Source organism: Streptomyces sp. NPDC088733 (genome assembly GCF_044751185.1).
Taxonomy (GTDB): Bacteria; Actinomycetota; Actinomycetes; order Streptomycetales; family Streptomycetaceae; genus Actinacidiphila.
In genome coordinates, this window is sequence record NZ_JBIVLH010000006.1 from 216266 (window position 1) to 230171 (window position 13906).

At 74.5% G+C, this 13906-nt stretch carries 9 protein-coding genes; 3 read left to right on the forward strand and 6 right to left on the reverse strand.

Annotation, left to right across the window (positions count from 1 at the left end):
* The first annotated feature begins 110 nt into the window (after positions 1-110).
* The 3 genes from ACIP64_RS13580 to ACIP64_RS13590 all read left to right on the forward strand — a co-directional run bounded on the left by ACIP64_RS13580 (position 111) and on the right by ACIP64_RS13590 (position 7753).
* The gene (locus tag ACIP64_RS13580; RefSeq protein ID WP_401585196.1) at positions 111-3932 is read left to right on the forward strand and encodes a helix-turn-helix domain-containing protein; all 3822 of its coding nucleotides are present in this window, start codon (positions 111-113) and stop codon (positions 3930-3932) included.
* A 398-nt stretch (positions 3933-4330) separates the two neighbouring features.
* Complete coding sequence (gene fusA, locus ACIP64_RS13585) at positions 4331-6346, forward strand: elongation factor G (RefSeq protein WP_401585199.1); 2016 nt, start codon at positions 4331-4333, stop codon at positions 6344-6346.
* A gap of 303 nt (positions 6347-6649) precedes the next feature.
* Entirely contained in the window at positions 6650-7753 is a 1104-nt protein-coding gene (locus tag ACIP64_RS13590; RefSeq protein ID WP_401585202.1) for a mechanosensitive ion channel family protein, read from the forward strand.
* Here the strand turns inward: ACIP64_RS13590 and ACIP64_RS13595 are convergent.
* From ACIP64_RS13595 to ACIP64_RS13620, 6 genes are all read right to left on the reverse strand, one after another.
* On the reverse strand, positions 7741-8466 hold the full coding sequence (locus ACIP64_RS13595) for a TetR/AcrR family transcriptional regulator (RefSeq protein ID WP_401585204.1): 726 nt from the start codon (positions 8464-8466) through the stop codon (positions 7741-7743). The two genes, ACIP64_RS13590 and ACIP64_RS13595, sit on opposite strands and share 13 nt — an antisense overlap.
* A 70-nt stretch (positions 8467-8536) precedes the next feature.
* The gene (locus ACIP64_RS13600) at positions 8537-9859 is read right to left on the reverse strand and encodes an ABC transporter substrate-binding protein (protein ID WP_401585207.1); all 1323 of its coding nucleotides are present in this window, start codon (positions 9857-9859) and stop codon (positions 8537-8539) included.
* A 74-nt stretch (positions 9860-9933) separates the two neighbouring features.
* Entirely contained in the window at positions 9934-11046 is a 1113-nt protein-coding gene (locus tag ACIP64_RS13605; protein WP_401585210.1) for a branched-chain amino acid ABC transporter permease, read from the reverse strand.
* Between the two features lie 6 nt (positions 11047-11052).
* Positions 11053-11898 carry a branched-chain amino acid ABC transporter permease gene (locus ACIP64_RS13610; protein WP_401585213.1) on the reverse strand — a complete coding sequence of 282 codons (846 nt, stop codon included), beginning with the start codon at positions 11896-11898 and terminating at the stop codon, positions 11053-11055.
* Between the two features lie 30 nt (positions 11899-11928).
* Positions 11929-12645, reverse strand: a complete 717-nt coding sequence (locus ACIP64_RS13615; RefSeq protein ID WP_401585216.1) for an ABC transporter ATP-binding protein — start codon at positions 12643-12645, stop codon at positions 11929-11931.
* Complete coding sequence (locus tag ACIP64_RS13620) at positions 12638-13471, reverse strand: ABC transporter ATP-binding protein (protein ID WP_401585219.1); 834 nt, start codon at positions 13469-13471, stop codon at positions 12638-12640. The genes ACIP64_RS13615 and ACIP64_RS13620 overlap by 8 nt, the downstream gene beginning before the upstream one ends.
* Positions 13472-13906: the final 435 nt, after the last annotated feature.

Below are 13906 nucleotides of genomic sequence, written 5' to 3' on the forward strand. Positions count from 1 at the left end.
CTGTGGCCGGTTCTCGCCCGTGCGCGTCCCCGCCGCGGCGCCCCCGGGAACCGCGCCCCGCCCGCCGTCCCTCCTGATCCTGCGGAAGGGCCCACCGGCGGAGCCGCCTGGTGGCAGGCAACGGCGTGCACCACGCCGTACGCGGCGGGGAGCCGATGGACCGGACACCAGACGAGCCGGCCGTACCCACGGCGCCGAACAGGGCGTTCGGTCCGGCCTTGCGCGAACTGCGGCTGCAGCGCGGCCTGTCACTGGCCGCGCTGGCGCGCCGCACGCACTACAGCAAGGGGTACCTGAGCAAGATCGAGACGGGCGGCAAGCCGGTCAACGCCGATCTCGCCCGGCTCTGCGACGAGGCGCTGGACGGCGGGGGCGGTCTGCTCGCCCTGCTGCCGTCCGTGCCGCCGCCGGGCGACGACGCCGCGGCGCCCTGCCCCTATCCCGGGCTGTCCGCGTACGGCACCGAGGACGCGGTGCGGTTCTTCGGGCGCGAACGGGCCGTCGCCGAACTCCTCGAACGCCTCCGACTGCGCGTCGGCAAGGGGCCGTTGGCCGTGGTCGCGCCTTCCGGGGCGGGGAAGTCCTCGCTGCTGCGGGCCGGTCTGGTGCCCGGTCTGGCCGGGGGACCGTACGGGCACTGGCCGGTGGTGGTGTGCACGCCGACCGCCCGGCCGCTCGACGCCCTGGTCCACGCGCTGCACGGCGTGCCGTCCGGGGGCGGGCTCGACGGCCTGACGGGGCAGGCACCGGCCGCCGCCCGTGCGGCCGCCCTGGTCGCGGCCTTCGGACCCGGCGCCGAGGGCGCCGGCCTGGTCGTCGTGGTGGACCAGTTCGAGGAGACCTTCACCCTCTGCGACGACGAGGCCGAGCGGCGCGCCTTCGTCGCCGCGCTCACCGGTATCGCGGCCTCCGGCGACGTCGCGGTCGTCCTGGGGATCCGCGCCGACGTCACGGGGCGCTGCCTGGAGCATCCCTCCCTCGTGCCGGTCGTCAGCGACGGCCTGTTCGCGCTGGGCGCCATGAGCCCCGGGGAACTGCGCTCGTGCATCGTGCGGCCCGCCGAGGAGGAGGGCACGGAGCTCGAACCCGGCCTGGTCGACGTGCTGTTGCGGGACCTCGGTGCGCAGACGCCGGGCGGTGCCGGGCGCGAGGACGACGCCTTTTCCGGCGGTCCCGCGGGCACGCTCCCGCTGCTCGCCCACGCCCTGATGGCCACGTGGCGGCAGCGTTCGGGCCGCACCATGACCGTCGCGGCCTACCTCGCCGCCGGCGGCATCCACGGGTCCGTCGCGACCGCCGCCGAGGCCCTGTTCACCGCGCTGTCGCCCGCGGAGCAGGAGGCCGCCCGGCGGCTTCTGCTGCGGCTGGTGCGGGTCGGCGAGGACAACGAGCAGTCCCGGCGGCCCCGCGGCACCGCGGACCTCCTCGACGGACTGCCGGACGCCGATGCCGCCCGCGCCGCACTGGACGCCTTCGTCGCGGCACGGCTGCTGACCGTCGGCGCCGACCATGTGGAGATCGTCCACGAGGCGCTGCTGCGCGCCTGGCCGAGGCTGCGGACCTGGGTGAACGCCGCCCGCGCCGACCTGCTGCTGCACCAGCAACTCACCGCGGCCGCCCGCGAGTGGGATCGCGAGGGCCGCGATCCCGGGCTGCTCTACCGCGGCACCCGGCTGGCCGCCACCGCCGAGTGGGCGGCCGGGCCCGGCCCCCGGCCCGGTGAACTCAGCCCGGTCGAGGACGCCTTCCTCACCGCCTCCACCGGCGAGGAGGACCTGCGCCGCCTGCTCGTACGCCGCCGGGCCCGGCACCAGGGGATCGGGGTCGCCGTGCTGGCCGTCCTGCTCGTCCTCGCGGTGCTGGCCGGCGGCGTGGCCGTGGAGCAGCGGCTCGCCGCCGACCAGCAGCGCGCCACCGCGCTCTCGCAGGCCATGGCCGCGCGCTCCGCCGAACTGGCCGTCGGCCGCCCCGAGGCGGCGATGCTGCTGGCCGACGCCGCCTACCGCACCGCGCCCACCACCGAGGCCCGCGGCGCGCTGCTCAGCACGCAGGCCGACGCCTTCGCCGGGCGGCTCACCGGGCACACGGGCGCCGTCAACGCGGTCGTGTTCTCCCCGGACCGGCGGCTGCTGGCCTCCGCCGGCTCCGACCGCACGGTGCGGCTGTGGGACGTCGCCTCCCGGACCGCCGCGGCGGTGCTCACCGGGCACCACGGGCCCGTCCGCTCGGTGGTCTTCTCGCCCGACGGCCTGTTGCTCGCGTCCGCGAGCACCGACGGCACCGTCCGGTTGTGGTCCGTGCCGCGCCGCCGGCTCGTCGCCGTCTTGACGTCCCACCAAGGAGCGGTGCGCGCCGTGGCGTTCGCGCCCGACGGGCGCACGCTGGCATCGGCGGGCGGTGACGGCGGGATCAGTTTGTGGGACGTCGCCACGCGCCGCAGGACCGCCGTGCTCAGCGGCCACACCGACGAGGTCCTCGCGCTGGCCTTCCGCCCCCGGGGCGCGCTGCTCGCCTCGGCGGGAGCCGACCGCACGGTGCGGTTGTGGAACACCCAGGACGCCCGGAACACCCGGACGAGTCGGAGCGTGGCCGTCCTGCGCGGCCACAGCGGCGACGTGCTCGCCCTGGCGTTCAGCCCCGACGGACGCACCCTCGCCAGCGGCGGCGCCGACCGCACCGTGCAACTGCGGGACGTCGCCACCCTGCGCCGCACGGCGACGCTCACCGGCCACGACGACGACGTGAACGGCCTCGCCTTCGGGCCCGGCGGCCGCACCGTCCTGTCGGCCGGCGGCGACGGCACCGTCATCCGCTGGGACACCCGCACCCACCTGCCGGTCGGCACCCTCACCGGCCACACCGACTACGTGCTCTCCGTCGCCGTGGCCGCCGGCGGCGACCTGGTCGCCAGCGCCGGCTTCGACCGGACCGTCGTCCTGTGGGACCTGCGCCGCAGCACCCTGGCCGCCTCGCCCGTCACCGAGGTGTGGAAGGCCGTCTTCAGCCCGGACGGGCATTCCCTGGCCTCGGCGGGCGGCGACGGCAGCGTACGGGTCTGGGACATGGCCCGCCACGTGCTCGCGTACACCCTGACCGGTCACATCGGCCCGGTCTACGACGTCGCGTTCAGCCCCGACGGACGGTGGCTGGCCTCGGCGGGCGGGGACCGCACGGTGCGGCTGTGGGACACCCGGACGCGGCGGAGCGCGGCGGTCCTGAGCGGCCACCTGGGTGCCGTGTTCGCCCTGGCGTTCAGCCCCGACGGGCGGACCCTGGCGACCGGTTCCGCCGATCGCACGGTCCGCCTCTGGGACATTGCCGCACGACGCCAGGCGGCCGTCCTCACCGGGCACACCGACTTCGTGAACTGCGTCGCCTTCAGCCCGGACGGCCGCCTGCTGGCCACCGGCAGCGACGACCTGACGCTGCGTGTGTGGGACACCGGCACCCGGCGCGCCGCGGCGGTCCTCACCGGGCACACCGGCTCCGTGCGGGGTGTCGCCTTCGCGCCGGACGGGCGGACGCTCGCCAGCAGCGGCAACGACGGCAGCGTGCGGCTGTGGGACGTGCGGCACTCCCGCCCGGCGGGCGTCCTGACCAGCCACACCGGCTCCGTGCGGGGTGTCGCCTTCGCGCCGGACGGGCGGACGCTCGCCAGCAGCGGCAACGACCGCACCGTCCGGCTGTGGGACCCGGCGGCACGACGGCTCACCGCCACGCTGACCGGGCACACCCGGGCGGTGTGGAGCGTCGCCTTCAGCCCGGACGGCGCGACCGTGGCCAGCGCGGGCAACGACGGCACGATCCGGCTCTGGGACCCCGACGTCCGCCATCGCACCGCCCTCCTGTGCCGCCTCGCGGGCCCCTCGGACCGGCAGCGCTGGCAGCACCTGCTGCCCGGCTACGCCTGGCCGGGCGCCTGCGGGAGCTGACGGGGCGAAGGCTGCGGCGGGACGGCGGCGGGACGGCGGCGGCAGAAAACCCGGTGACCCGGTCGCCCGCCGCCCGCTACGCTCGCCCTCGATCACGCGCCGCCCCGACACCGCGGCGCGTTCCGTGCCGAACGAGGGGAGCCGGGCCGTGCGTTGCCGCACCGCAGCCGTCGTTCCCCCGTCGGGCCACGAGGTGATCCTGGTGTCCTCCGCGGCCCGGTGCCCGCTGCGCGGCCGGCACCGGACGCCCGCGACGACTTTCTGATCCCCCCGGCAGGACCGCGGCCTTCGCCGCGCTTGTCACCGCGGGGCCACCCGCGCCCCGCTGCCGGGGCGCGCCGTCCGGGAATCGCGCCGCCCACCACCCGATCATCTGATCGTCCGAAAGGCAACGGGCCATGCGCACCGTCCGACCCCTGACCGCCGTCCGCGCCGTCCGCAATCTGGGCATCCTCGCCCACGTCGACGCGGGCAAGACCACCGTCACCGAGCGGATCCTGTACCTCACCGGCGCCACCCACAAGCGCGGCGAGGTCCACGACGGCACCACCGTCACCGACTTCGACCCGCAGGAGCGGGACCGGGGCATCACCATCTTCGCCGCGGCGGTGAGCTGCGACTGGGACGGCCACCGGCTCAACCTCATCGACACACCGGGCCACGTGGACTTCTCCGACGAGGTGGAACGCTCGCTGCGCGTGCTCGACGGTGCCGTCGCGGTCTTCGACGCCGTCGCCGGTGTCGAGCCGCAGAGCGAGTCGGTGTGGCGGCAGGCCGACCGGCACGGCGTGCCGCGGATCGCGTTCGTCAACAAGCTGGACCGGGCCGGGGCCGACCTGGACACGGCGGTCGCGTCGATCGCCGAACGCCTGGGCGTCGTCCCGCTGGTGGTGCAGCTGCCGGTCGGGCGCGAGGACGGCTTCACCGGGGTGGTGGACCTGCTGCGCATGCGCGCGCTGACCTGGCCGGCCGGCGCAGGGGCGTACGAGGACGGCGAGGTGCCCGAGGCGCTGCGCGAGGAGGCGCGGCGCCGGCGGCGGCTGCTGGAGGAGACGGTGGCCGGGCTGCACCCCGCCGCGCTGGAGGAGTTCTGCGCGGACGGCGCGGTGGCGGAGGCGACCCTGCGCGCGGCGCTGCGCGACCTGACCCGTACCGGGGAGGGCGTGGTCGTGCTGTGCGGATCGGCTTACCGCGACCGCGGCGTCGAGCCGCTGCTGGACGCCGCGGTCGCGTACCTGCCGTCGCCGCTGGACGTCCCGCCGGTGCGCACGGCGGCCGACCCGCGGCAGCCCTTCGCCGGGCTGGTGTTCAAGGTCGCCGCGACCGCGACGGGACGGCTGACGTATCTGCGCGTGTACGAGGGCACGATCCGGAAGGGGGACACAGTGCTGGACGCACGGGCCGGGCGCACCGAGCGCATCGGCCGCATCCTGCGGGTCCAGGCGGACCGGCACGTCGACGTCGACCGCGCGGTGGCCGGCGACATCGTCGCGGTCGTCGGCGTGAAGGCCGCCGGCGCCGGTGCGACGCTCTGCGACCCGGCGGCGCCCCTGGTCCTCGAACCGCCAGGGACGGCCGAGCCGGTCGTCACCGTCGCGGTCGAGGCGCGCCGGAGCGGCGACACCGACCGGCTGGCGACGGCGCTGGCCAGGCTGGTGGAGGAGGATCCGTCGCTGACGGTCCGCACCGACGCCGAGACCGGCCAGACCGTGCTGTCCGGCATGGGCGAACTGCACCTGGAAGTGGCGGTGGAGAAGGTCCGCCGCGCCCACGGGCTGGAGGCCGCGGTCGGCCGCCCGCGGGTCGCCCACCGGGAGACCGTCGTGCGCGGTGTGACGGGGTGGGTGCACCGGCACGTCAAACAGGACGGCGGCGCCGGCCAGTTCGCCCACGTGGTGATCGACGTCGAGCCCCACGAGGACGACTTCGTGTTCGCCTCGGCGGTCACCGGCGGCCGGGTGCCGAAGGAGTACGTGCGCGCGGTCGAGGCCGGCTGCCGGGACGCCCTCGCCGAGGGGCCGCTCGGCGGTCACCGGGTCACCGGCCTGCGGGTCGTGCTCACCGACGGGGCCACGCATGTGAAGGACTCCTCGGAGGCGGCCTTCCGCGCGGCGGGCCGGTTCGCGCTCCGCGAGGCGCTGCGGGCGGGCGGGACGGCCCTGCTGGAGCCGGTGGCCGAGGTCACCGTCACGGTGCCCGGCGAGGCCGTCGGCGGGGTGCTCGGTGACCTGGCCGCCCGCCGCGGCCGCGTCACCGGCCAGTCCGTCCGGGCGGGCACGGCCGTGCTGACCGCGACCGTGCCGCTGGCCGAGCTGTTCGGCTACGCGACCCGGCTGCGCAGCCGTACCCAGGGCCGCGGCACCTTCACGGCCCGGTCCGGCGGCTGGGCCCGGGTGCCGGACGGCGTGCGGTAGCCGGCGCGAAGCCGTCGCGGCCGGTCCCGCTCCCGCTCCCGCACGTCGCGGGAGCGGGACCGGCCGCCGGGTGCGCCGTCCCGGTGCGCGGGGAGCCGCCCAACCCGTGGCGCGATGCTTCCCGTTGGCCGGTCGGCGACATGCGCGCACGGTGACGACTGCGGCAGGATGGTGAAGATCGCACACGGACGAGTGATGTCCGGTGCGGTCCTTCGACGTCCCCAGAACGATAAGGCGACCAGTGACGACACAGCACGCACCCCGTCCCGCGGGTGGATCCGTACGCACGGCGGGAGCGGGCCGGTGAACCGCGCGCTGACGATGCACGACCTGATGGTCGCCGGCGCCTGGGTCGCCGCGGGCGCGGTGGCGGCGCTCGCGCTGCGGGTGGCGCTGCGCTGGATCGGGGAACGGGCCACCCGCACGCGGTGGGACGGGGACGACATCGTCGTCACCGCGCTGCGCACGGCCGTCCCGTGGGCCGTGCTGGCCGCCGGCGCCTGGGCGGCGGCGGCCGCGCTCCCGCTCCAGCACGCGGTGGACCGCACGGTCAACCAGGTCCTGGTCGCCCTGCTGATCCTGGCCGCCTCGGTCGCCGCCGCCCGCATGGTGGCCGAGACGGTGCGGTCCGTCGCGCAGTCGAGGTCCGGTGTGGCGGCCTCGGCGACGATCTTCGTCAACATCACCCGCGTCGCGGTGCTGGCCATGGGCGGCCTGGTCCTGCTCCAGACGCTCGGCATCTCCGTGGCGCCGCTGATAACGGCCCTGGGTGTCGGCGGTCTCGCGGTCGCCCTGGCGCTCCAGGACACCCTCGCCAACCTCTTCGCCGGCGTGCACATCCTCGCCTCCAAGACCGTGCAGCCCGGCGACTACATCCGGCTGAGCAGCGGCGAGGAGGGCTATGTCGTCGACATCAACTGGCGCAACACCGTGGTGCGGCAGCTCTCCGACAACCTGGTGATCATCCCCAACGCCAAACTGGCCGGGGCCATCGCCACCAACTACCACCAGCCCGAGCAGCAGATGTCGCTCATCGTGCCGGCGGGTGTCGGCTACGGCAACGATCTGGAGCACGTGGAGCGGGTGACCGTCGAGGTCGCCGGCGAGGTGATGGCCGGCGTCGAGGGCGGTGTGCCCGCGCACGAGCCCGCGGTGCGCTTCCACACCTTCGGCGAGTCCCGCATCGACTTCAACGTGATCCTGCGGACCTCGGAGTACGGCGAGCAGTACCGGATCAAGCACGAGTTCCTCAAGCGCCTGCACCGCCGCTACCAGGAGGAGGGCATCGAGATCTCCTACCCCACCCGCACGGTGATGCTCCGTCAGGAGGAGAGCGGCAAGGGGGCGGCGGAGGTCGCCCTGCCGAGGCAGCGCGACACCACGCAGGCGCCGGGTCAGCGCATCTGAGGCTGCCGGGCCGGGTGGCGCGCCCCTCCCGGGGCGAAGTCGCAGAGCCCGTCGATCAGTTCGATGGCGCTGTCGGTGAGGGCGGCCGCCTCGCAGGCGTCGTCGCAAGCCACCAGTTCGCGGCCGATCTCCGCGATGGTCGTGGTCAGCGCGATGAGCAGCGTGCGGTCGCCCGGCTCTTCCCTGCTGGTGCCGAGCAGGGTCGCGTTGTGGTGGATCCAGGTCCGCAGGTTCCGGCGGCCCATCACATCGAAGCCCGGCGGGGTGTCGCCGGTGTAGAAGAGCTTGGCCATCTCGCGCCGGGCCCAGGTGTGTTCGAGGTAGGCGCGGGTGCCGGTGAGGAAGAGCGCGCGGGGGTGGCTCTCACCGGACGCGCGGCGCCGGGAGACGGCCTGCGCGGCGGCATGCGCCTGGGCGGCGCGGAAGTCCTCCCAGAGCGCGAGGAAGAGGTCGGCCTTGCCGTCGAAGTGGTGGTAGAGGCCGCCCACGCTGGCGTCGGCGCGGCGGACCACCTCGGCGATGCCGGCGGCCGTGTAGCCGGCCTCGCCGAAGACCTCCCGCGCGGCCTTGAGCAGGGCCTGGCGGGTGGTCTCGGCGCGGCTGGGCGTCCGGGCCGGCGCGGTCGCGGGTGCGGCCGCCGGCCCGGACCCCCGGTCCGCGGGGGCGTCAGGGGAATCGCCGGTCGGCGGCTCGTCGCCCTGTGTGTCGCCCATCCCTGGACCTCTCGTCCGTCACTGCCTGGTGGGGCAGAACACTACCCTTCGGTCCGATCGGTCCCTTCGGTCAGGATGCCGGTATCCCGTCCGCGGGCGCCTCGGGCTGAGCGGTGGTGTACTCCGTGATCGGGCCGGTCCCGCTGTCGGTGACCAGCGGTGTGCCCTCCAGGCCGATCTCCGACCCCTTCAGCGTGCCGATCTGCACCCCGGTGTAGCCGGCGTGGGAGTCGGCGCTGTAGCGGAACGGGACCAGGCCGGGGCCGGTGAAGCCGCCCTTCTCCACGGCCTTGACCAGCGACTCGCGCGTCGGGTCCTTCCCGGCGCCCTTCAGGGCCTGCACGAAGGTGTAGGCCATGGACATCCCGAACTCCACGTTGCCCTCGAAGGGCGTCTTCGGGATGTACTTGTCGTGGATCGAACGGAACAGCTTGATCCAGCTGTTGGAGGTGTCCGTGGTCGGCGGCATGTAGGTGTCGGTGATGATGCCGTCCATCAGCGCGGCGACGTCGGCGGTGCCGCCGGCCTTCTTCACGTACGCGTCGAGCAGGCCGCCCAGCGTGGTCGGGTCGGAGCCGACGTTGGTCACCACCAGCTGCGGGTTGTAGCGGAGCTTGACCGAGGTCAGCTTGAACAGCGCCGTGTAGCTGGGGATCGTGAACAGCACGACGACGTCGGCCTTCGAGCCCGCGATCGCCGCGACCTGCGGGCTGATGTCGGTGCCGCCGGGCTGGTAGCTCTGCCGGCTGACGACCTGGTCGGCCGCGATGAACTGGTCGAGCCCGGCGACGCCGTCCTTGCCGAAGTCGTCGCCCTGGTAGAAGTACGCGACCTTCTTGCCCGCGAAGTGCTCCTTGATGTACTGGCCGAGGATCTTGCCCTCGACGACGTAGTCGGGCTGCCAGCCGAAGGTCTGCGGGTGCTTCTTCGGTTCGTCCCAGCAGCGGCAGCCGGAGGAGACGAACAGGTCGGGCACGCGCTGGGCGTTGAGGAAGTCCACGACCTTGGTGTGCGTCGGGGTGCCGAGGCCGCCGAGCATCGCGAAGATCTTGTCCTGCAGGACGAGTTCCTTGGTGATCTTCACCGTCTCGGTCGGGTTGTACGCGTCGTCGCGGTACCGGAAGTCGATCTTGCGGCCGTTGACCCCGCCGTGGTCGTTGACGTAGTCGAAGTACGCCTTCGCGCCCTGCGAGACGTTGCTGTAGCCCGGCGCCGCGGGGCCGGTGAGCGGCTGGTGGCTGCCGATGACGATGCTGTCCTTGGTGACGCCGGGCGTCGAACCGCCGCCGGAGTCGCCACCGCACGCGGTGAGGGCGAGTGCGAGGACGGCGAATGCCGCCGTGGCGCGCAGGTGCAGGCGTGCGCGGAGTGCGGTGCGGAGACTTCTTCTCATGGTCCCTCCTGGAACCGAACCGGATTCGGTGGGTGATGGACGGATGTGCGGGGTCGTGCCGTGAGGGGGAGCGGTCAGGACGGCGCGCGGCGCGCCGCCCGCAGCCGCCGGGCCAGCCGGACCAGGGCGCCCTGGATGCCCTGCGGGAAGACGAGCATCGACAGGACGAGGACGAGACCGAACAGGGCGAGCGGCAGGTTCGCGTAGAAGCCCCGCGACAGGTGCAGCGCGTCCGCCACGTCCCCGGTCCAGGTGGGGAGCAGGACGAGCACGATCGAGCCGTAGACGGCGCCCGCGAGGCTGCCCAGCCCGCCGAGCACCGCCCCGGTCAGCAGCGACAGCGACAGCGCCAGTGGGAACGCCCCCGGTGCCGCGAGCGAGCTGACGACCGCGAGCAGGCCGCCGCCCAGGCCCGCGCAGGCCGCGCTCACGACGAAGGCGAGCACCCGCAGCCGGGCCACGGGGATGCCGGCGAGCGCCGCCGCGTCCTCGTCGTCCCGGATCGCGCGCCACGACCGGCCGATCCGGCTGCGGCCGAGGTCCGCGAGGAGCACCAGGACCACCACCGCGCACAGCAGGCAGATCCACGCCTGCCAGCGCTCCAGCGGGAAGTACGGGCCGAGCGCCGCGGGCGGCGGGGGAGTGGCGACCACCAGGCCGTTCTCGCCGCCCAGCAGGTCCGACAGGTGGCGGTAGTTGGCCAGCGAGGGCAGGCCGACCGCGAGCGTCAGCGTCGCGCCCGCCAGGTACGGGCCCTGGAGGCGGGCCGCCGCCGTGCCGACGAGGGCACCGACCGCGGCGGTGAGCGCCGTTCCGGCCACCAGGGCCACGAGCAGCGGCCAGCCGAGGTTGGTGAGGAACAGCCCGGTGCCGTACGCGCCGACCGCCATCAGGGCGCCGTGGCCCAGCGAGATCTGGCCGTTGAGCCCGGTCAGCACCGTCAGGCCGGCGACCGCGCACACATAGGTGGCCACACTGGCGATCTGGAGGTTCTGGAACGGCGGCAGGGCGGCGGCGACGGCGCAGAGCACGAGCAGGGCCACCGCGCCGGTCACCAGGTGCCGTACCAGGGTCCGGTCGAGTGCCGGGCGCAGCCAGGCCGGGCCGCTCAAGGGGGACTTCGCGGCGGAGGGCTCCGCCGTGCCGGTCGTGTCAGCCGTGTCAGTTGTGTCAGTGGTGTCTGCCATCGTCCCTCAAACCCGTCGCACGGAGGTACGGGAGAACAGCCCGTTCGGCCGCACCATGAGCACCGCCATCAGCACCACCAGGGCGCCCAGCAGGGCCACTTCGGAGCCCAGGTAGCCCGAGACGTAACTCAGCGTCAGCCCGACCACCAGCCCGCCGACCACCGCGCCCGGCGGGCTGTCCAGCCCGCCCACGACGGCCGCGGCGAAGCCGAAGACCAGCACCGCGTCGAACTGGTTGGGCCCCACGAAGGTGGTCGGCGCGATCAGCACGCCGGCGAGCGCGCCGACCGCGCCGGCCAGCGCCCAGCCCAGCGTCAGCACCCGCCCGACCCGCACACCGAACATCCGCGCCACCTCCGGCGCGAAGGCCGCCGCACGCATTCGCAGCCCCACCGGCGTGGCACGGAACAGGACCACCAGCAGCCCCATGACGACCAGCACGGCGCCGATGGTGAACAGGTCCGACGGCGACAGCAGCAGCCGCGCGCCGCCGACGCCGAACCCCTGGATGCCCAGCAGCGGCGGGTAGGAGCGCGGCGAGCCGCCCCACACCATCCCGGCGACCGCCTGGAGGAACAGCAGCAGGCCGAGGGTGACGATGACCGCGTTCATCGGCGGGGCGTTCTCCACCGGCCGCACCAGCAGCCGTTCCACCACCGCGCCCAGCAGGAAGCCCGCGGCCAGCGCCGCCAGCAGCCCGGCCCAGTAGGAGCCCGTCGCGTGGATGACGCCGAGCGCCACGAAGGTCGTGATCATCAGCATGCCGCCCTGCGCGAAGTTGACGATCCGCGTCGCCCGCCAGATCAGCACCAGGGAGAGCGCGACCGCCGCGTAGACGATGCCGCTGCTCACCCCGCCGAGTGTCAGATTGATGAAATACATTCAGAACCCCAGGTAGGCGTGGCGGAGGTCGTCCGCGGTGGCGAGACGGGCGGCCGCGTCGGCGGCGACGACCCGTCCCAGGTTCAGCACGACACCGTGGTCCGCGACGGACAGCGCGCTGCGCGCGTTCTGCTCCACGAGCAGCACGGTCAGTCCCTGCCGGTCCCGCAACTCCCGCAGGACGGCGAGGATCTGGGCGGTGACGCGGGGCGCGAGGCCGAGCGACGGCTCGTCGAGCAGCAGCAGCCGCGGCCGGGTCATCAGGGCGCGCCCGATGGCGAGCATCTGCCGTTCGCCGCCGGAGAGCGTCTCGGCGGGCCGGGCCCGGCGCTCGGCCAGCGCGGGGAAGAGGCCGTAGACCTCGTCGAGCCCCTCGCCGAGCCGGGCCCGGCGCTCGGCGCGGCCGCGCCAGAGGCCGCCCAGGCGCAGGTTGTCGTGGACGCTCAGCTCGGTGATCAGCCCGCGGCCCTCGGGCACATGGGCCAGTCCGCGGCGTACGGCGTCCTCCACGGGGAGGCGGGTGATGTCCTCGCCGTCCAGCACGATGCGGCCGGCGCGCGGGCGGACCAGCCCGTGGACGGCGCGCAGCAGGGTGGTCTTCCCGGCGCCGTTGGCACCGAGGACGGCGGTGATCGAGCCCTGGTCCACCGTCAGCGAGACCTCGTCCAAGGCCCGGACCACGCCGTAGCGGACGGCCAGACCGTCGATCTCAAGCACGGGAGGACTCCTCTCGGGTGCCGGGCGCGGCGGGCGCGCCCGCTGCGGCGTCCCCGGCCGGCTCCGTGACCTCGTCGCCGAGGTAGGCCTCGGTGACCAGGGGGTCTTCCCGCACCTCGTCGGGTGTGCCCTGGGCGATGGCCCGGCCGAAGTCCAGCACCAGGACCCGGTCGCAGACGCTCATCACCAGGTCCATGTGGTGCTCCACGATGACGACCGCCATCCGCTCGCGCAGGCCGCCGATGATCTCGCCGAGCCGGCGCATCTCGGCCTCGGAGAGCCCGGACGCGGGTTCGTCGAGCAGCAGCAGGCGCGGCTCCCCGGCCAGCGCGCGGGCCAGCGCCACCTGTTTCTGCACGCCGTAGGGGAGTTCGCCCGGCAGCCGGGCCGCGACGTCCTCCGCCCCGAGTTCGCGCAGCACCGCCAGGGAGCGGTGCCGCAGCAGGCGTTCGTCGCGGTCGGAGCGGGGCAGCCCGAGCAGCGCCGAGGCGAAGCCCGCACGGGCGTGCCGGGTGGCGCCCACCATCACGTTCTCCAGCACGGTGAGCCGGGGGAACAGCCCCAGCCCCTGGAGCGTGCGGGCGATGCCGAGCCGGGCCAGCTGGTGCGGGCGCGGCCAGGACACCGGGCGGTCCTGCCAGTGCAGGGTGCCGGTGGCCGGGCGCACGAAACCGCAGACGGCGTTGAACAGGGTCGTCTTTCCGGCGCCGTTGGGCCCGATGACGCCGAGCACTTCACCGGGCCGGACCGACAGGGACACCGCGTCGAGCGCGGACAGACCACCGAAGGAGACTCCGAGGTCGTCGATCCGCAGGAGGCTTTCCACCAGTCACCCTTCCTAGGGGAGTTCGGCGGGGCGGGAGAAACGGGAGAAACAGCAGAAGGGGGGACAGGAGACGGGGCCGCCACCGGAACCAGAACCAGAACCAGAATCGGATTCGGTCGTGTTCAGGCGTCGCCGTGGACCGGCGGGGCCCACGGCACGTGATCCGGTCAGGCGGGCCGGGGCGCCGCGGTCCCCGGCCGCCGGCCGGGCACGGCGCGGCGGGGTGCGGACGGGTGGTGCCGGGTGTCGCCGAAGTACGTCATCACGTGGTCTCCAAGCGGGCAGGGCCGGTACGTCCCGGGGCGCTCCGGGGTGGCCGCACGATACCGACTGGTCGGCATGTCGGGAAGAGGTGCTGCAGGTCACGGTTTTGAAGCGGTTCCGGTTCAACTGCCGTGGCACGGCGCTCAGTCGGTGGTCACCGGTGATCAGGCG